The 18,862-nt window shown below is 63.7% G+C and carries 12 protein-coding genes and 1 pseudogene; 8 read left to right on the top strand and 5 right to left on the bottom strand.

Features of this window, described 5'->3' with window-relative positions:
* Positions 1–76: 76 nt before the first annotated feature.
* Positions 77–1,669: a bifunctional phosphoribosylaminoimidazolecarboxamide formyltransferase/IMP cyclohydrolase gene (purH, locus tag ACQS5P_RS01090; RefSeq protein ID WP_428939056.1), complete on the top strand. Its 1,593-nt coding sequence runs from the start codon at positions 77–79 to the stop codon at positions 1,667–1,669.
* Between the two features lie 183 nt (positions 1,670–1,852).
* Positions 1,853–2,770 carry a hypothetical protein gene (locus tag ACQS5P_RS01085; protein ID WP_428939055.1) on the top strand — a complete coding sequence of 306 codons (918 nt, stop codon included), beginning with the start codon at positions 1,853–1,855 and terminating at the stop codon, positions 2,768–2,770.
* Positions 2,771–3,037: 267 nt separating this feature from the next.
* On the opposite strand, the gene ACQS5P_RS01080 is transcribed toward ACQS5P_RS01085, so the two are convergent.
* Positions 3,038–4,183, bottom strand: coding sequence for a DegT/DnrJ/EryC1/StrS family aminotransferase (locus ACQS5P_RS01080; protein WP_428939054.1), 1,146 nt, complete (start codon positions 4,181–4,183; stop codon positions 3,038–3,040).
* A gap of 107 nt (positions 4,184–4,290) precedes the next feature.
* Here ACQS5P_RS01080 and ACQS5P_RS01075 point away from each other — a divergent pair, with 107 nt between their 5' ends.
* On the top strand, positions 4,291–6,219 hold the full coding sequence (locus ACQS5P_RS01075) for an ABC transporter ATP-binding protein (protein WP_428939053.1): 1,929 nt from the start codon (positions 4,291–4,293) through the stop codon (positions 6,217–6,219).
* 41 nt (positions 6,220–6,260) lie between these two features.
* On the opposite strand, the gene ACQS5P_RS01070 is transcribed toward ACQS5P_RS01075, so the two are convergent.
* Positions 6,261–6,656 carry a YgaP family membrane protein gene (locus tag ACQS5P_RS01070; protein ID WP_428939052.1) on the bottom strand — a complete coding sequence of 132 codons (396 nt, stop codon included), beginning with the start codon at positions 6,654–6,656 and terminating at the stop codon, positions 6,261–6,263.
* 93 nt (positions 6,657–6,749) lie between these two features.
* On the opposite strand from ACQS5P_RS01070, the gene ACQS5P_RS01065 reads away from it, so the two are divergent.
* On the top strand, positions 6,750–7,583 hold the full coding sequence (locus ACQS5P_RS01065) for a hypothetical protein (protein ID WP_428939051.1): 834 nt from the start codon (positions 6,750–6,752) through the stop codon (positions 7,581–7,583).
* A gap of 50 nt (positions 7,584–7,633) precedes the next feature.
* On the opposite strand, the gene ACQS5P_RS01060 is transcribed toward ACQS5P_RS01065, so the two are convergent.
* Positions 7,634–9,382, bottom strand: a complete 1,749-nt coding sequence (locus tag ACQS5P_RS01060; RefSeq protein ID WP_428939050.1) for a CTP synthase — start codon at positions 9,380–9,382, stop codon at positions 7,634–7,636.
* 41 nt (positions 9,383–9,423) lie between these two features.
* On the bottom strand, positions 9,424–10,179 hold the full coding sequence (kdsB, locus tag ACQS5P_RS01055) for a 3-deoxy-manno-octulosonate cytidylyltransferase (RefSeq protein WP_428939049.1): 756 nt from the start codon (positions 10,177–10,179) through the stop codon (positions 9,424–9,426).
* Positions 10,180–10,501: 322 nt separating this feature from the next.
* On the opposite strand from kdsB, the gene atpD reads away from it, so the two are divergent.
* The 4 genes and pseudogenes from atpD to ACQS5P_RS01035 all read left to right on the top strand — a co-directional run.
* A complete protein-coding gene (atpD, locus tag ACQS5P_RS01050) occupies positions 10,502–11,929 on the top strand; it encodes a F0F1 ATP synthase subunit beta (protein ID WP_428939048.1) in 1,428 nt (475 codons plus the stop codon).
* A gap of 87 nt (positions 11,930–12,016) precedes the next feature.
* The gene (locus ACQS5P_RS01045) at positions 12,017–13,696 is read left to right on the top strand and encodes a putative transporter (protein ID WP_428939047.1); all 1,680 of its coding nucleotides are present in this window, start codon (positions 12,017–12,019) and stop codon (positions 13,694–13,696) included.
* Between the two features lie 48 nt (positions 13,697–13,744).
* Positions 13,745–16,606 (top strand): phosphoribosylformylglycinamidine synthase subunit PurS, encoded by a 2,862-nt coding sequence (locus tag ACQS5P_RS01040; RefSeq protein WP_428939046.1) that lies wholly within the window; start codon positions 13,745–13,747, stop codon positions 16,604–16,606.
* A 2-nt stretch (positions 16,607–16,608) separates the two neighbouring features.
* Positions 16,609–17,271 (top strand): annotated as a pseudogene (locus ACQS5P_RS01035) (ArnT family glycosyltransferase); the annotation flags it as partial.
* 673 nt (positions 17,272–17,944) lie between these two features.
* Here the strand turns inward: ACQS5P_RS01035 and ACQS5P_RS01030 are convergent.
* Complete coding sequence (locus tag ACQS5P_RS01030) at positions 17,945–18,826, bottom strand: TrmH family RNA methyltransferase (RefSeq protein ID WP_428939045.1); 882 nt, start codon at positions 18,824–18,826, stop codon at positions 17,945–17,947.
* Positions 18,827–18,862 lie beyond the last annotated feature (36 nt).

Raw genomic sequence — 18,862 nt, 5'->3', positions numbered from 1 at the left:
CGCGTCTCCCGCCACGCCGGCCAGCAACACGCCCTGGCTTGCGATTCGTCGCCGGATGGCGAAACTCTATCGCCCTATGGCGGATCTGGTTCCCATTCGACGCGCCCTGCTGTCGGTTTCGGACAAGACGGGACTGGCGGAGTTTGCGACGGCGCTGCACAAGGAGTTTGGCGTTGAGTTGATCAGCACCGGGGGCACGGCCAGGTTTCTCCGTGACCACGGATTGCCCGTAACGGATGTGTCGCAGCTCACCGGTTTTCCCGAAATGATGGACGGGCGAGTCAAGACGCTGCATCCGGCGATCCACGGCGCGCTGCTGGCCCAACGCGACAATCCCCAGCATGTGGCGGCGATGGAAAAGCACGGCATCAGGCCGATCGACCTGGTCTGCATCAATCTCTACCCCTTCGAGCAGACCATCCGCAAGCCGAATGTCACGTTCGAGGAAGCAATCGAGAACATCGACATCGGCGGGCCGGCCATGATCCGCTCGGCGGCCAAGAATCACCGCTGGGTGCTGGTCGTCACTTCGCCGGATCGATACGAGAAGGTGCTGGGCGACCTTCGCGAGCATGGGGGAAGCTGCTGCGGCAAGCACCGGCTCAAGCAGGCGCAGCAGGCGTTCGCGCACACGGCGGAGTACGACTCGTACATCGCCAATTACCTGGCCAGCGCCGGCGGGCTGGACAGCGCCGGACTGGTGCTGAACCTGCACAAGGCGCTGGACCTTCGCTACGGCGAAAACCCGCACCAGAAGGCGACGCTGCTGGTCGGCAGGCAGCCGAATGAGGCGTCGGTGGCCTTCGCCAAACAACTTCACGGCAAGGCGCTGTCGTACATCAATCTGCTGGATGCCGACGCGGCGCTGAACGCGGTGAAGGAACTGGACACGCCGACGGCGTGCATCGTCAAGCACGCCTCGCCCTGCGGCTATGCGACCGCCGACGACTTGCCCACCGCCTTCAGGAATGCCTACGACGGCGATCCGCTGGCAGCATTCGGCGGGATCGTGGCGCTGAACAAGCCGGTCGATCTTGCCACCGCCGAGGCCATCACCGGCATCGACAAGCTGCTGGAGGTGATCGTCGCGCCCGGTTTTGACGAGGATGCGCTTCGGCTGCTGCGTTCCCGATGGAAAAACGTGCGGCTGCTGGAGGTTGGGCCGCTTGCCCGCGGCACAGCGCACTCGGCGGCGGCTACGTTCGATCCGAACGAGCTGATGATGCATCGCATCGTCGGAGGATTCCTCGCACAGCAGCGCGACCTGCTCGGCATCGACGAGGCGTCGTGGAAGCTGGTCACCAGCCGTCAGCCCACCGCTCAGGAGCTGCGCGACCTCAAGCTCGCATGGATTGCCTGCAAACACGTCAAGAGCAACGCGATCGTCATCGCTAAAGACCGGATGGCGGTGGGGATCGGCGGCGGGCAGGTTGATCGTGTGAACGCGGCGCGGATCGCGGTATACAAGGCCGCCGAGCGCGCCAGAGGCGCCGTCGCCGCCAGCGATGCGTTTTTCCCCTTCCCCGACGGCCCGCAGCTTCTGCTGGAGGCAGGCGTGACGGCGATCATCCAGCCCGGCGGCGCCATGCGCGACCAGGAGACCATCGACGTGGTCAACAAGGCCGGTGCCGCGATGATCTTCACCGGCCAACGGCATTTCAGACACTGAGAATGGCCGCGCGAGGCACCCGTCACGCAACGAACGCCGCCAGGATTCCGTGACCGGCGTCGGCAGCAACGCCCACCAGCTTGTTTGCGTGATTGCGCAATCGCACCTGGCGGTCGTATTCGCGTCGCAGACTCTGTATGCTGCGTATCTCAGCAGCGTCGTTTCCCTGGAAGGAGGAACATCATGACTCTCGGCTGCGGTGCGCATCGTTTCGAATGGGACGGCAAATGGGCCAGGCTCCCTGAGGGCAGGGCCTTCGGCAAGACGCACGGCGTTGTGACCGACGCCCGCGACAACGTCTACATCTTCAACACCAGCCCTGATGCCATGTGCGTGTTCGACCGTGAGGGGCAGTTCATCAGCTCGTGGGGCGCCGAATTCAAGGATGGCGCACACGGGCTGTTTCTCTCGAAGGAGCGCCAAGGCGAGTTCCTCTACCTCACCGATCACGTGCTGCATCTGGTGGTGAAGACGACGCTGGAGGGCCGGGAAATCTGGCGGATGGGCGCGCCGCCGCGGCCGGACATTTATCGCAGCGAGTCGGAGTTCAACCCGACGGACGTATGTGTCGCGCCCGATGGGACGTTCTACGTCTTTGACGGCTATGGCAAGCCGTGGGTCCATCGCTACGGTCCGGACGCGAAGTACATCGACTCGTTCGGCGGCGAAGGCTCGGAACCGGGCAGGCTGAAGTGCCCGCACGGCGGGTGGGTGGATACGCGAGATCGATCGCGCCCGGTGCTTTACGTGGCCGACCGCGGGAACAATCGCATCCAGAAGTTCACGCTCGACGGGCAGCACGTCGGCTTCATTACCGACCAGCTTCGCCGACCGTGCTGCTTCTTCCAGTTCGGGCAGGACATGTACATCCCAGATCTGGATGCGCGGGTGACGATCTTCGACCGCGACGACAAGCTGATCACACATCTGGGCGACAATCCCGACGCGCCGCGGACAAAGGGCTGGCCGAATATTCAGGACCAGCTTCAGCCCGGGAAGTTCAACTCGCCGCACGCGTGCTGCGTGGATTCGCGAGGGGACTTGTACGTTGCGGAGTGGATTTCAACCGGGCGGGTAACGAAGCTGCGGCGGCAGAAATAAAAAAACCCGCGACGATGGCCGCGGGTTCTCAGATCATATCGGATGATGGCAAGTGTCGGGGGGTGAAGAAGGAGGGGGGGAACCTTCTTCGGGGAGTGCCCCCGACACGTCAAGTAGCCTATCTTCATCCGAATGAATGTCAACTCGCTGTCCGGAAAATCGACAAAAAGGGCCGGCGATTAAACCACTGATGGCGAATCAGGGCGTGCCATAAAAACACGAGAGCAAACGTTTGCTGCATGACAATTTGACACATAGTCGAGGCGGTCAGAGCCGCTCTCGCCGACCGGTCAGCACACGCTCCATCGCGCTTTCCAGCACGTCGCAGACGCGATGAATCTGCGATCGGGTCATCCGACTGAAAAACGGCAACGCGATCGTGCGCGAGGAGACGTACTCGCAAATCGGGAAATCCCCGTTCTTGAAGCCGAAACGCTCCGAGATGTACGGCTGAAGGTGAATCGGCGGGAAGTAGTTGTTGCAGCCGATGCCCTCGGATCGCAACGCGCGCATGACCTGATCCCGATCTCCCGGCTCAAACAGATCGCTGAGCCGCACCACGAACACAAACCAGCTCATGTGCGTGTCATGCTGAAGCGTCGGCAGGATCAAATAGCGATTGTCCATCAGCCGCGACATGTATTCGTGTGCCACCCGGCGACGGCGCTCCAGGATCTCGTCGATCCGCTCGCATTGCACCACGCCCAGCGCGGCATTGATTTCACTGAGCCGATAGTTGTATCCCAGCCGCTGATGCGACAACCAGCCCATCCCGTCACGGCCCTGGTTTCGCAGGCTTCGGCACAACTCGGCCAGGGTGTCGTCGTCGGTGACGATCATCCCGCCCTCGCCGGTGGTGATCTGCTTGTTGGGATAGAAGCCGAACACGCTGGCGCGACCGAACGAGCCGATGGGCCTCTGCCCGATCCTGCCGCCGAAGCCCTCGCAGGCATCTTCGATGAGGATCAGCTCGTGCTGTCTGGCGAAACGCTCGATTTCCGGCATGCCCCCGGGATGCCCGAAGGCCTCCACCGCCACGATCGCCTTGGTTTTGGGCGACAAGGCACGCGGTAGCTGATCGGGGTCCAGGTTCAGCGTTTTAGGATCGATATCGACGAATTTCGGGGTGGCGCCGACATACAGGATGCAATTGGTCGATGCCACGAACGAAAACGGGGTGGTGATGACCTCATCGCCGGGGCCGATGCCCGCGGCGAGCATGGCGCAGTGCAGGCCGGCCGTGCCTGAGGATACGCCCACCGCATGCCTGCGTCCGGCGATCCGCGCCACGTGTCGCTCAAACTCCTGAATCTTCGGGCCGATCGACAGCGTCGGCGTTTGAAGCACATCGATCACCGCGTCGATCTCGCGCTGCGTGATATCCGGCGAGGATAACGGAATGGCGGGGGACATGTCCTGGGTCTAGCGTGATTCGTCCTTACAGCCGCTTGCGGGTATATATACAGCGTTGTCGAACAAAGTCCGATAAATTCTTTTATCGTCCATCAGACCCCTGAAACATGAGTTGGAATGGCCGAGCAAAACAGGGCAAGCACAGGGATTTCCGGCGCGCCTGCCGGTTCCTGGGGCCTTACCGGCGACTGGTCATCATCTCCGTCTGCTGCGCCGTGTTGACCGGCGGGATCATGACCGCGGGGCTGGGCGCCATCTATCCGATCCTCAAGGTTCTGATTCAGGGCCAGTCGGTGCAGCAGTGGGTCGAATCGCAGATTCCCCTCAGCCCGGGTGTTCCGCCGGCGTGGTACTGGCAGTTGGCGCGCACCGCCGCGTCGTACGTGCCGACCCACCCGGTCGGGGCCATCGCGGTCCTGTTCCTTGCGATCGCGATACTGGCGGCGATCGGCAATGTCTTTCGCTTCTTCCACGAATTCTTCTCCGACCTGGCAGCCATCAACGCCGTCAACGACATCCGCAAACGGCTTTACGACCACGTGCTGCACATCCCCCTGGCGTTTTTCGGGCTCAAGGGCACCAGCGATGTCACCAGCCGGCTGATTCAGGACTGCCAGGGACTTCAGGACGGGTTCAAAATCCTGCTGGGCCAGAGTGTGCTGGAGCCGATCCGGGCGGCGATGGCGATGGCGGTGGCGATCGCGATCGATTGGCGTCTGACCCTGTTCATCGTCCTGTTCGCGCCGGTGCTGGCGGTGGTGATGAAAAAGTTCGGCAAGAAGATGCGTCGTGCCAGCCGCGCAGCACTGGAAAGCAGCAGTGCCATGCTCGGACAGATCGAAGGATCGCTCAGCGGAATCCGGCTGGTCAAGGCCGCCAACGCCGAACGCTTCGAGCGCCGCCGCTACGCCTCGATCATGGACGGCCTGCGACGACAGCAGCTCAAGATGGCGCGCTACGAGGCGATTTCCACGCCGGTCATGGAGACGGCGGCGATGTGGGTCGCTGGCGGCGTGCTCATCTTCGCCGCCTACCTCATGTTCGTGGACAAATCGCTGAATGTGCCGGGATTCATGCTGATCATGGCGTGCCTGGTGACGATCGGGGAGGCGGCGCGACGACTGAGCAAGTTGAACAACGTGATTCAGCGCTCCAACGCCGCCGCGGCACGCATCTTCGAAACCCTGGACGTTCCGGTTGAACGCCCGCGCGTGGCGTCGCGACTGAGCGGTCGAGGCGAAGCCACCACGCTTGCGGGGGTGCGTCGCGACACGCTGATCAAGCTCCCGCCGATCCAGCGTGAAGTCCGTTTCGAGCACGTGACGTTTTCTTATCCCAACACGAGCAGTCCAGCCCTGCTCGATGTGGATCTGGTCGTTCCCAAAGGCGCTTCCGTCGCCATCGTTGGCAGGAATGGCTCAGGCAAGACGACGCTGCTGGCGATGTTGCCGCGGTTTTACGATCCGGACCGCGGGCGGGTCACCATCGACGGCATCGATATCCGCAACGTCACGCTGCGCAGCCTGCGCAGGCAGATCGCCATCGTCACTCAGGACAGCGTCATTTTCCCGGGCACAATCGCGCAGAACATCGCCTACGGCCTGCCCCTGGCCACGCGAGAACAGATCGAGGACGCGGCCAGACGCGCTTTCGCCCACGAGTTCATCATGGAAAAACCGCTGGGATACGACACGCCGCTTGACGGTCTGGGCGGGCAACTGTCCGGCGGGCAGAAGCAACGGATCAACATCGCCCGCGCCATACTCCGGCAGGCCCCTATCCTCATCCTCGACGAAGCCACCAGCCAGGTCGATGCTGAGTCGGAGCATCTGATCCAGACGGCGATCGAGCGGCTCATGCATGAGCGCACGACGTTTGTGATCGCACACCGACTGAATACCATCCTCAGCGCCGACACGATTGTGGTGATGGACCGTGGCCGGATCGTCGGTCGCGGCCGACACGACGAATTGCTGCGAACCTGCCAGACCTATCAGCAACTCTACGAGCGGCAGCTTGTCGGGGCGACGGGCTGAATCGCCGCGCAGATTGGTCGCAAGTGCCCTCACGATTGCAGCTATCCGGTTGCGGTGGTGGCGGTGTGGGCGGGGGGATCGCTGGCGGGAAACGTCTCCATCAGCGCCTCGTCGATCGCGTCGGCGGGTTTCTGCTCGGCATCGACGTCGAAGTCGTGCTGGTGCGACGGACCCTGCTGCTGTGCGGACGGAAAAGGTTCTGGCCGTGCCGGGCTGGCAAACAGCTCCGCCAGCGGATTGCGACCGGTTGCGCCGCGGTAGATCATCCCCGCGCCCAGCAGCGCCAGAATCCAGCCGGGCAATCCGCGTCGCAGCAGCCCGATTCCCGCCAGCACGGTGCCGCCGATCGTCCAGGCGGCCCAATTGCCGGAATCCTCCTGCGGAACGGGCACATACCTGTCGCCGATTTTTTTCACCACATAGCGTGAGCCTGGCATATTGTGTCTCCGGCGTTGGTGGTTACAGCCGCACCAGGCGAAACTGTGCAAACCGCATTCCAGCACAGGTTCCTGGCCTTCGGGAGTTATTCTATGAGCCGTCTGCTGCTCTGTTGTAGCATCTGTTTTGGCCCGCTGCTGCTGGCAAATCTCGCACGCGCTGACGACTGGCAATCTGACCGCATCTGGCACGACGGTCTGGTGGAAAAGGCTGTCTACGCCGCTTCCCGCGTGATCTACGGCAAGCCGCGCGACTATCAGGCGATTTTCTTCACCAACAAAGAGCTGCACGACACGACAACCCTGACCAAAGCCGAGCGCAGCACCAGCACCATCGAGGTCTGGAAATTCAATCAGGTCGAGGTCATCCCCACGCCCAACTACGACTACAAGTATCTCACGACGGCGCACCTGACCAGCGGCGGGATGGTGCTCACGCGACTGGACTGCTCCAGCCAGGAATTCTGCGGCACGAGTTTCAAGCAGTACCTGCTGGAGTCGAACGACGGACGATCGGAGGGACGATCATGGAATTACTGGTCGTTCAGCTACATGCCTGAGGCCGGGCGAGTCAGCGGACAGGTGCGCGACGGTGGAAAGGCGCTGGCGGCATTTAACAGCCTGCCGCTGCTGCTTCGCGGTTTCGACTTTGACAATCCTCAGACTCTCAAGCTCCTGCTGCTTCCCGACCAGAAGAGCAATCGGGCAACAGCCTTCCAGCCGGTGCAGGCAGAGGTGCGTTACGCCGGCCAGGACGCAGACGCCCACAGGCTGGAGCTGTTCGTGGAAGGCAAGCTTCAGGGAACCTACTGGATGGCGCGCGACCGACTGCATGTGATGACACGATACGCCAGCGCCGACGGCCAGCAGACCTACCAACTGAGCAGCGTGCAGCGAGTGAACTACTGGACGATCCGCGAGCCGTGACAGCCCGCCCGCGCGGGTTCATCCCGGCGGATGAGGTCGCCCCGGTCGCCCTACACCGCTTGCGGTTCCGGGCGACGCTGTTGTTCAGCGAATGTCATGGCGGCGCGGATCAGGCCCATGAACATCGGCTGAGGCCGCAGCGGACGGCTGGTCAGCTCCGGATGCGCCTGCGTGGCCAGAAAGAAGGGGTGAATCGCCTGCGGCAGCTCCAGCACCTGCATGATCGGCTGAGTCGGATGCCTGCCGCTGAAAATCAGCCCATGTTCTTCAAGGATGGGCACGTATTTCGGGTCCACCTCGTAGCGATGGCGGAAGCGCAGGCGGATGCGCGTGGCATTGTCGAACAGCCTGCTGACCAGCGAGCCGGGCTTCAGCTCGATATCCTTTCCACCCAGACGCATGTTGCCGCCCAGGCCTTCGATCTTCTTCTGCTCAGGCAGGATGTCGATCACCGGGTTCTTGCAGTTCGGATCGAATTCGGAGCTGTTGGCGTCGGGGATTCCGCAGACGTTGCGGGCGTATTCGATGACGGCCATCTGGAAGCCCAGGCACAGCCCCAGAAATGGGATGCGGTTTTCGCGGGCGTGGCGGATGCATTCGATCTTGCCCTCGGTGCCGCGGACGCCGAATCCACCGGGCACGATGATCGCGTGCGCGTCGCGCAGTCGCTCGGCCACGTTGGAGGCGTCGATTTCGGTGGTGTCCAGCCAGTCCAGATGCACGTTGACGCCCAGATGCACGCCGCAGTGCTCGCAGGCCTTGATCACGCTGGCGTAGGCATCCCGCAGGGCGGTGTACTTGCCGGTGACGGCGACATTGACGCTGCGCGTGGCCTTGCCGATGCGTTCGACGAACCAGATCCAGCGGGCGCGGGCGCGATCCTCGTGGCGCTGATTGACGCGGCTGTGCAGGTTCAGCAGGGTCAGCACCTCAAGATCCATCCCCTGTTCGCGCAGCGCCTCGGGAATCAGGTAAATGCTCTCCACGTCGTGCATCGAGACCACGCGGCGCATCGGCACGTTGGTGTACATCGAAATCTTCTCACGCACCTTGTCCCTGACCGGATTGCTGGCGCGGCAGGCGATGATGTGCGGCATGATTCCCACCTCCATCAGCCGCTTGATCCCGAGCTGCGCCGCCTTGGACTTCTGCTCGCCCAGCGTGCCGGGCTCGAGCACGTACGTCAGAGCCACAAAGACCGTTGAATTCTCGCCTTCTTCGTAGGCGAGCTGCCGGCAGGCCTCAAGGTAGAAGGCGTTTTCGTAGTCGCCGACGGTGCCGCCGACCTCGACAAACACGACGTCGGCCTGACTTTTGGCGGCCAGCTCGCGCAGCTTCAGCTTCACCTCGCCGACGACGTGGGGGATCACCTGCACGTCTCGCCCGAGGTACTCGCCCTCGCGTTCCTTTTTCAGCACGCTGGAGAGGATCTGGCCGTTGGTGGTGAAGTTGGCGGCGGACAGGTCCTGGTCGAGCAGCCGCTCGTACGTGCCCAGGTCCATGTCGGTCTCCATACCATCATCCAGAACGAAGACTTCGCCGTGGCGGTAGGGGTTGAGCGTGCCCGAATCGATGTTGAGATATCCCTCCATCTTGATCGGCGCCACGTTCAGTCCCTTGTCCTTCAGGAGCTTGGCCAGCGAAGAGGAGAAGATCCCCTTGCCCAGCCCGGACATGACGGTGCCGACGACGATGACGTACTTATGATGTCCGGGCCGATACCCCTCGGGCATCGGCGTGTAGAACTCGGTCTCTTCGGTTTGTTGCCCGATCCGGGCCAGAAGATCTTCCTGCGTCATGGTATTCGTTTTAATGACGGTGGGCACGGCCCACCGCTGCGCTAAGGCGGGCATTGCCCACCCTGCTGTTGACTTCGATATCGCCTGACAAACGCCTCGTACTGCTGGGGCGTATCAATGCCGTGAACGGCCCGGCTGACCTTCAACACATAAATTGACCTGCCGTGTTCCAGGGCACGCAACTGCTCAAGTTTTTCGGCGCGTTCCAGCGGAGTCGGCGTCCAGCTCGCGTACTCCAGCAGGAACTGGCGCCGATACGCGTAGATCCCCAGATGCAGATAATACGTCTGCGTGCCGGGGGTGATCGGCTCGCGAAAATACGGAATCGGCAGACGCGAAAAATACAGCCCGTACCCCGACGGACTGATCACAACCTTCACGAGATTGGGATTGGATGGATTCTCCTCCGCCGGCAGCGGCGTGGCTGCAGTGGCCATCTCGTCGTCGGAGGTTTGCAGCCGCTCGATCAGCGCGTCAATCGTCTGTGGCTCGATTTCCGGCTCGTCTCCCTGCACATTCACGATGATCGGATCATCCAGGTTGCGTGCGACTTCGGCGATGCGGTCGGTGCCGCTCTGGTGGGTGGCGGCCGTCATGACCACCTTCGTCCCGAACGGCCGAAGGGCATCGACGATCCGCTGATCGTCGGTCGCCACGATTACCTGACGCACTCTGCGACATTGCCTGGCCTGATCCACCACGTGCTGGACCAGCGGCTTTCCGGTATCACAGGCGAGAATCTTTGCGGCAAAACGGGTGGATCCGAAGCGGGCCGGGATGATCACGCTGGCAGTCAAGAATCGATCCTCGAAAACGTTCCGGGCCAACTCATAACTGCAAGGCGAAGGTAATGGCGGACCCCGAGCGTGTCAAATCGTGTCAGCCGGGCCAGAGCCGCGAGTTGCCCGCGCCGCTGCGCCGCCGAACACGTGGCACACCACCCGCGGCGTTGGATCGTCTGCGACACAGTTGCGAGAGTAGGGGGAATGACTACAATCCCACGCCCCAGAAGCCAAGGATGAAGGATGAAGGCACAAGGAAGAAACAGGCGAGGGCGCGCAGGGCGCTTCGGTTTCTCCCTGAGCCTTGCTCCTTCATCCTTCTGACTTGGAGCGACTCATGCCCGCGACTGGCAAGATCACGCAGGTGATTGGCTCGACGTTCGACGCCGAGTTCCCGGAGGACCAGCTTCCAGCGATTTACAACGCCATCAAGGTAGACCATCAGGAAAATGGCATGCGGATCAACCTGACCGGCGAGGTGGCCTCACACCTTGGCGGCGGCCGCGTGCGGGCGGTGGCGCTGGGCTCGACCGACGGCCTGCGCCGTGGATTGCCCTGCCAGGACACCGGCGGCCCCGTCGCCGTGCCCGTCGGCAAGGAGATCCTTGGTCGCGTGTTCAACCTCCTGGGCGAGCCGATCGACAACCTTGGGCCCGTTCAGGTCAAAGAACGCCGACCGATCCACCGTGATCCACCGGAATTCGTCGAGCTGAGTCCCAAGGCCGAAATCTTCGAGACCGGCATCAAGGTGATCGACTTGCTCACGCCATTCCTTCGCGGCGGCAAGGCGGGTCTGTTCGGCGGGGCGGGACTGGGCAAGACCGTCGTCATCCAGGAACTGATCGCCCGCATCGCGCAACAGCACGGCGGGTATTCGGTCTTCGCGGGCGTGGGCGAACGAACTCGCGAGGGCAACGACCTGTGGCTGGAGATGCAGCACGCCAAGATCGGCAACACCGGCAAACGCGTGATCGACCAGACCGTGATGGTCTTCGGGCAGATGAACGAGCCGCCGGGAGCGCGCCTGCGCGTGGGTCTGAGCGCCCTGACGATGGCCGAGTACTTCCGCGACGAGACCGGCGCCGACACGCTGCTGTTCATCGACAACATCTTCCGTTTCACGCAGGCGGGTTCGGAAGTCAGCGCGCTGCTTGGCCGCATGCCCAGCGCGGTGGGATATCAGCCTACTCTGGCCACGGAAATGGGCGAGCTTCAGGAGCGGATCACCTCAACCAAGCACGGTGCGATCACGTCGGTGCAGGCGGTGTACGTGCCCGCCGACGACCCCACCGACCCCGCCCCGGCCAACGCCTTTACTCACCTGGACGCGTTCATCTACCTGGAGCGCAGCATCGCCGCCAAGGGGATCTATCCGGCGGTGGATCCGCTGGCGTCGGCGAGCCGCGCGCTGGATCCACAGATCGTCGGCGAAGAGCACTACCGCGTGGCCCGCAAGGTGCAGAACATGCTCCAGCGCTACCGCGACCTTCAGGACATCATCGCGATCCTGGGCATCGATGAGCTGAGCGAGGAGGACAAGCTCATCGTCAGCCGCGCCCGCAAGATCGAGCGGTTCTTCAGTCAGCCGTTCTTCGTGGCCGAGCAGTTCACCGGCAAGAAGGGCAATTACACGAAGATCGCCGACACGATCCGCAGCTTTGATGAGATCTGCGAAGGCAAGGTGGACGACCTTCCGGAACAGGCGTTTCTGTACGTCGGGGCGATTGAGGAAGCCCGCGAACGGGCGAAGGAACTGGCCCGCTGACCGCCAAGGCCCACTCGCCGTTTGCTGAGTGCCGACCGGACGCCGGCATTTGCGGGGGTGTTGCGTTTTCAGCGCTGGCCGGAATCGATGAACTGGTTGATTCAGCTTGTCACTGTCGAGTCGGTTGCGCAGGCAGTGGTGATTCTGTGTCTGGTGGCGGGCACGGGTCTGGCACTGGGCAGTATCCGGGTATTCAACGTGAGCCTGGGGATTGCCGGAGTGCTGTTCAGCGGTCTTGCCGCGGGGGACATTCTTCATCGCGCCCAGATCGAGATCAACGCACAAATCCTCGAGTTCGCGCGCGAGTTCGGGCTGATCCTGTTCGTGTACACGATCGGAGTGCAGGTTGGGCCCGGGTTCATCGCCTCGCTGCGACGGCAGGGGCTGAAGCTGAACCTGCTGGCGGGGGCGATCGTCGTCGCCGGCGCGGTCTTGACGGTGGCGATATGGTACTGGGGCCGGGTCCCGCTGCCGGCGGCGGTGGGGCTGTACGCCGGCGCAACGACCAACACCCCCAGCCTGGCGGCGGCGCAGCAGGCGCTGAAGGACCTGTCCGGCACCCAGCCGGCCGACCTGGCTCTGCCGGGCATGGGCTACGCCGTCGCCTATCCCTTCGGCATCGTCGGCATCATCCTCACCATGCTGCTGACGCGCTGGATCTTCCGCATCAACCCGCAGGCTGAAAGCGAAGAGCTGGCGCGACTGCTGGAGCGCGATCGCCCGCGGCTGTCCAGCATCAACCTCGAGGTGAAAAACCCCAACCTCGATGGCCTGGAGCTGGTGCGAATCCCGACGCTGGCTGAATCAGGCGTGGTGATCTCGCGGATCATGAGCGGAGGCAGGACATTCGTGCCGATGCGCGACACGAAGGTGCACCTGGGCGATGTGCTGCACGCGGTGGGGCCGCGCGACAAGCTGGAGGCGCTGCGGCTGATCGTCGGCGCCGAAAGCAAAGTGGATGTCAAGCAGTTGCCCGGGAACATCACGGCCCGGCGAATCCTGGTGACCAAGCCGCATGTGCTGGGCGAAACGGTGGCGGATCTGAACCTGGCGCAGCGGTTCGGCGTGATCGTCACGCGAGTTGCCCGTGCCGAGGTCGAGCTTCCGCCTCATGGCACGCCGCTCCAGTTCGGCGACACGGTGGTGGTCGTCGGCGAGGAGGAGGCGATCAAACGGGTTGCGGCGGAGCTGGGCGATTCGGTCAAGCAGCTCAACCACCCGCAGGTGATCCCGATCTTCATCGGGATCGCGCTGGGCGTGGTTGCGGGCATGTGGCCGCTGCACTTGCCGGGCGTGCCGGCGGCAGTGAGGCTGGGCCTGGCGGGTGGACCGCTGATCGTGGCGATCCTGCTCAGCCGCCTCGGCAACGTCGGCCCGATCATCTGGTACATGCCTGCCAGCGCCAACTTCATGCTCCGCGAGCTGGGGATCGTGCTGTTTTTGGCGTGCGTAGGGATCCGCTCCGGCGGTCGGTTCCTTGAAACCCTCACGCAGGGAGACGGCTTCTACTGGATGGGTCTGGCGGCGATCATCACCTTCGCGCCGCTCATGCTCGTGGCCATGGTCGCGCGCATCTTCTACAAGGTGAATTACCTGACGCTGTGTGGGCTGCTGGCCGGAAGCATGACCGATCCGCCGGCACTGGCGTTCGCCGGACACATGACCGGCTCGGATGCGCCATCGGTGTCTTACGCGACGGTTTACCCGCTGGTGATGCTGTTGCGCGTGTTGACGGCGCAGGTGCTGGTCGTGCTGCTGGCCTCGTGAAAGCCTCGGCCACTTCACTCCCCAACGCTGGCCGCTAGAATCCTCCCGATGATTCATCGCATCGACGTTGGCATCAAAGGCGGGGTGGATCCGCTTGGGGAATCGGTCCGGCACCAGATCGCCGAGTTCGGGCCCGATCCGGGTCCGGTCAGGATGTTGCGCATTTTCCTGATCGACACCGACGCCGATGAATCGCAGATCCGGCGGATCGCGCATGAGCTGCTGGCCGACCCGATCGTCGATGAAGCGCGCATTGTCCAGGCGCCAGACCCTGCCCGCCGGACGGTCGCCGCCAACGCGTCGAATCGAATCGAGATCCACCTCAAGCCCGGCGTGATGGACCCGGTGGCGGCATCGACCGAGATGGCGATTCGCGATATGGGAATCGACGTGAAGCAGGTGCGCACGGGGCGCGCGTACGTGTTCGAGAAACCGATCGCGCGCCAGGAGCTTGAGCGAATCGCCTGGCGCATCCTCGCCAACGGTGTCATTGAATCTGTCCACTTCGAGCCATTCATTCCCGAGCGGTTTCCCGCGGGGCATGAGTACAGGCTTCAGCTTCGCCACGTGCCGCTGCTGAAGCTTTCCGATGACGAGTTGAAGAAGCTGAGCCGCGAGGGGCACCTGTTTCTCTCGCTGGCGGAGATGAAGGCGATCCAGAGCTATTTCCGGGAGCGTGGCCGCGAGCCGACGGACATCGAGCTGGAGACGCTGGCGCAGACGTGGAGCGAGCACTGCGTCCACAAGACGCTCAAAAGCGCGGTCGAGGTGATCGATGAACGCGGCAACGTGCTGCGCCGCTACTCCAACCTGATCAGGGACACGATCTTCGCCAGCACAATGGAGCTGATGCACAGACGTGTCACGGGGGAGCCGTTCTGCCTCTCGGTGTTCAAGGACAACGCGGGCGTGATCGCATTTGACCAGACCGACGCGGTCTGCTTCAAGGTCGAAACCCACAACCATCCCAGTGCTATCGAGCCTTACGGCGGCAGCGCCACGGGCATCGGCGGGGTCATTCGCGACATTTTGGGCACTGGACTGGGTGCGCGGCCGGTCGCGAACACCGATGTCTTCTGTGTTGCCGATCCGAAGTACCCGGCCGACAAACTTCCTCGCGGAGTGATCCACCCCAGGCGCATTCTTCAGCAGGTGGTGGCGGGCGTGCGGGACTACGGTAACCGCATGGGCATTCCGACGGTCAACGGCGCGGTCTACTTTCACGACGATTACATCGGCAATCCGCTGGTGTTCTGCGGCTGCGTGGGAATCATCCCGCGCGACAGGATCCACAAGGAGGCCCGTCCCGGCGACGCGATCGTGGTCATGGGCGGCAGGACCGGACGCGACGGCATCCACGGCGCGACGTTTTCCTCGGCTGAGTTGACCGACACCCACGCCGACGAGTTCAGCCACGCCGTCCAGATCGGAAACGCGATTACCGAAAAGAAGATGGCCGACGTGATCCTCCAGGGGCGCGATCGCAATCTGTTCAACGCGATCACGGACTGTGGCGCCGGCGGGCTGAGCAGCGCGGTGGGGGAGATGGGCCAGAAGATCGGCGCGTTTGTCGAGCTGCACAAAGTGCCGCTGAAGTACGCCGGCCTGCGCTACGATGAGATCTGGATCAGCGAAGCACAGGAACGGATGGTGCTGGCCGTGCCCGAACAGAAGGTCGATGAGCTTCTGGAGCTGTCGCGCGGCGAGGATGTGGAAGCAACGGTGATCGGGCATTTCGGCACAGAGGATGCGGAGCTGATCCTTCATTACGACGGGGTGGAGGTTGGGCGGCTGTCGATGCAGTTCCTGCACAATGGCATCCCGATGCCGACGCGACGAGCAGTGCTGCCTTCCCGGGTGCCGGCGGTTTCACCCGCGCCGGCTGCCGGCAGCGGGCGCGGCGGCAGTGACGCATTGCGAGATCGGCTGCTGTCGCTGCTGGCCCATCCGAATATCGCCTCCAAGCACTGGATCATCCGCCAGTACGACCACGAAGTGCAGGGTGGGACGGTGATCAAGCCGCTGACCGGGCCGCTTCAGGTCGGGCCATCGGATGCGGCGGTGATCCGTCCGAAGCTGACGAGCAGCAAGGGGGTAGTGATCGCCTGCGGACTGGCACCGCACATTCAAGACCCGTATGAGATGAGCATCGCGGCGATCGACGAGGCGATCCGAAACGCGGTGGCGGTGGGGGCGGATCCGTCGCAGCTTGCGATTCTGGACAACTTCTGCTGGCCGAGCGTGGACGACGAGCTGACGATGGGCACGCTGGTGGCCGCGTGCGAGGCGTGCCGTGATGCGGCGCTGGCGTACGGCGTGCCGTTCATCTCCGGCAAGGACTCGCTGCACAATCAGTTCACTAACCAGGAGACCGGCCAGGTCATCCGCATCCCGCGCACGCTGTTGATCAGCGGCATCGGTGTGATCGAAAACGTGTGCCGGTGTGTCACGCTGGATTTGAAAGACCCGCGCGACGGGCGACTGTGCATGATCCGGCCGCGCGACCCGCAGGCGGCGAGGTTCCCCGTCGGCGTGCATCGCGCCGTCGCCGAGGCAATCGCACGCAGGCTCGTTCTCAGTTGTCACGATGTCAGCGATGGCGGGTGGCTGGTAGCGGCGGCGGAGATGTGTATCGCCTCGGGACTGGGTTTGCGGCTGAACTCCGCGCCCGCCGATGAGCTGTTCGCCGAAGGCAACGGGCGCTATCTGGTTGAAGTGAATCCGACGGGGATCCAGGCGCTGCGCGAACTGGCGGCAGCGCACGGCGCCGCGCTTGTCGAGCTGGGCAGTGTGCGGGAGCAGCCGGTGCTCGAGATGTCGCCATCTGCCCCCGACCGCCCGTCGCAGGTCGATCTGCACGTTTCGGTGGATGAGCTGAGCAAGGCGTGGCGCGGCACGCTCGACTGGTGAACATGCGACGATGGACGATGGCGGTCGTCGTGCTCGGGCTGGCGCAGTTCTGCCTGCTGCTGGGATTCCGCGACATCAACACGTCCCACGAGGCTCGCGTGGCACAGACGGCGCGCGAGATGGTCGAGCGAGGCGACTGGCTCGTGCCGCATCTCCAGGATCAGCCGCGCTTGCAGAAGCCCCCGCTGCCGTATTGGTGTGTCGCGGCGCTGTATGCGCTTGGCGGATCGACCAGCGCTGCCCTGGCGCGCCTGCCCGGCGCGGTCTGTGGAGCACTGGGCACGATCCTGATCATCGATCTTGGACGCATGCTGCTGGGCCGGCGTGCGGGCGTCGTCGCTGGCTTCATCTGGATCAGCTCGCACTTTGTGGTGGACGAGTTCCGCAAGGCGATGGCGGACCCGTACCTGGCGCTGCTGACGCTGCTGGCCGGGTGGGCGTGGGTGCGAAGCGACCTGCTGCCGCGCGGCACTTCGGGGCGGGGCAGCTCGGCGATCGGGTCGGTGCTGATCTTCTGGTTGGCCCTGGCCCTTGGCGCGCTGGCCAAGGGGCCGTTCATTCTGGTGCATGTCGGGCTGTTTCTGGCCGCGTACCACCTGACGCTGCTGCGTCCGCCGCGCGTGCAGCGGGCGCACATTCCGGGCATGGCGCTGTTCGTGCTGGTGGCGTTGCCCTGGCCGCTGTACATCTGGATGAAGATTCCAAACGTCGTGGAACTATGGGCGCTGGAGTCGATGGGGGAGGCGGCCGGGGCGCGTCACCCTCGCCCGATCTGGCATTACCTGGCCGCGATGCCGCTGATCAGCCTGCCGTGGACGCCCGTCGCGGCATGGGGGCTGCTCTGGCCGTTTATCACCAAGACACGTCTGGCCCGGCGGGCGCGTGTGGCGGTCTGTTGGCTGGGGCTGGCGGTGCTCGCGTTCTCGCTGGTGGATCAAAAGAAAAATGCCTACCTGCTTCCCGAGGCGGCCGCGATCACGCTGCTGACGGCGGCGCCACTGTCGGCGTGGCTGCGGCTGCGATCCGACCGCCAGCGGATGTTCATCGTCGTCGCGCTGATACTGGCGCTGCTGGTGCATGTTGTTGTCGCCTGGGTCGAACCCGTCCGCGACAACCGCCGATCGCCCGTTCCGTTCGTTCGGCAACTCGAAGCAGTGACGGATGGTCGGCCGCTGATCGCCATCGGGTTTGTCAACGAAGAGGTGCTGTTCTATCTGCGCAGGCCCGTGCAGTTCGTGCGCAACATAGCCGAGCTGCCTGCGGATTATGCTGGGTTCGTCCTGGTCGGCGATGCGACGTTGAAGCAACTGGAGCAGGCGCGTCCCGGCAGCCGGCTGCTTAGCTCCGCGCATCGTTCGCAGGCGGACCGGATGTACCTGCTGCGCATCGGCCCGGCTGTGGCGCAGGCTCGACCTGGCACATTCGCGTCAGATGATGAAGGATCACGCCCGCGGCGACCATGACGTTCAGCGAGTCGGTGCCGAGTTTCATCGGGATGGTGATCTTCCGGTCGCACTCCGCGAGCAGCTCGGGCGGCAGGCCCTGTGCCTCGTTGCCGAACAGGACCGCAATCCGTGGCGGACGCAGACGAATGCCTGCCAGGTCTTCGGCCTGCTCGTCGAGCACGGTGGCGACGCGCTGGACATTGTATCGCTCTTTGAGCGCGCGCAGATCCGCAATCAGATCGCCGCTGCGCGCGATGTTGAGGCTGAACACGGCGCCCATAGAGACGCGGATCGCCTGGCGGTAAAAGGGATCGCACGACCGCGGACCGAGGATCAGGGCGTCGGCGCCGAACGCCGCGGCGATGCGCATCAGTCCGCCGAGATTCTCGGTATTGTTGATTTCGGGGCAGACGACGATGGTGGCGCATGTCCCCATCCGGCTCATCGCCTCATCCAGAGTCGGCAGGGGCTTTCGCCGGCCGCAGGCGATCACTCCGGAGTGAAACCTGAACCCCAGGATCTGCTGCATCATCGCATCCGGCACAACGTAGACGGGCACGGATTCCGGAACGATTGGCGCGATCTCCTCGGCGCGGCGGGCAGCCAGCAGCACGGATTCAACCGGGTAATCGCTGGTGAGCAGTCGGCGGACGACGTGTTCGCCTTCGGCGATGAACCGCCCGCCGTGCTCGCGCGCCAGCTCGCGGTCCTTGAGGTTGCGGTAGTGGACGATTCGAGGGTCGTCAAGCGAGTCGATGCGGCACGGACGGGTCATCGAAGAACGCCGGATTCCAGTCGAGTGCATCTTCGG

Source organism: Fontivita pretiosa (genome assembly GCF_050410795.1).
Lineage (GTDB): Bacteria > Planctomycetota > Phycisphaerae > Tepidisphaerales > Tepidisphaeraceae > Fontivita > Fontivita pretiosa.
The sequence above is the reverse complement of the archived record's forward strand: the minus strand, read 5'-3'. Positions and strand labels throughout refer to the sequence as shown.

What these genes read in the sequence shown, in the direction of transcription:
- ACQS5P_RS01040 (WP_428939046.1), top strand. Translation starts at nt 13,745, where the DNA reads ATGATTCATCGCATCGACGTTGGCATCAAAGGCGGGGTGGATCCGCTT.
- ACQS5P_RS01045 (WP_428939047.1), top strand. Translation starts at nt 12,017, where the DNA reads ATGAACTGGTTGATTCAGCTTGTCACTGTCGAGTCGGTTGCGCAGGCA.
- ACQS5P_RS01060 (WP_428939050.1), bottom strand. Translation starts at nt 9,382, where the DNA reads ATGACGCAGGAAGATCTTCTGGCCCGGATCGGGCAACAAACCGAAGAG.
- ACQS5P_RS01030 (WP_428939045.1), bottom strand. Translation starts at nt 18,826, where the DNA reads ATGACCCGTCCGTGCCGCATCGACTCGCTTGACGACCCTCGAATCGTC.
- ACQS5P_RS01085 (WP_428939055.1), top strand. Translation starts at nt 1,853, where the DNA reads ATGACTCTCGGCTGCGGTGCGCATCGTTTCGAATGGGACGGCAAATGG.
- atpD (WP_428939048.1), top strand. Translation starts at nt 10,502, where the DNA reads ATGCCCGCGACTGGCAAGATCACGCAGGTGATTGGCTCGACGTTCGAC.
- ACQS5P_RS01070 (WP_428939052.1), bottom strand. Translation starts at nt 6,656, where the DNA reads ATGCCAGGCTCACGCTATGTGGTGAAAAAAATCGGCGACAGGTATGTG.
- ACQS5P_RS01065 (WP_428939051.1), top strand. Translation starts at nt 6,750, where the DNA reads ATGAGCCGTCTGCTGCTCTGTTGTAGCATCTGTTTTGGCCCGCTGCTG.
- ACQS5P_RS01075 (WP_428939053.1), top strand. Translation starts at nt 4,291, where the DNA reads ATGAGTTGGAATGGCCGAGCAAAACAGGGCAAGCACAGGGATTTCCGG.
- ACQS5P_RS01080 (WP_428939054.1), bottom strand. Translation starts at nt 4,183, where the DNA reads ATGTCCCCCGCCATTCCGTTATCCTCGCCGGATATCACGCAGCGCGAG.
- purH (WP_428939056.1), top strand. Translation starts at nt 77, where the DNA reads ATGGCGGATCTGGTTCCCATTCGACGCGCCCTGCTGTCGGTTTCGGAC.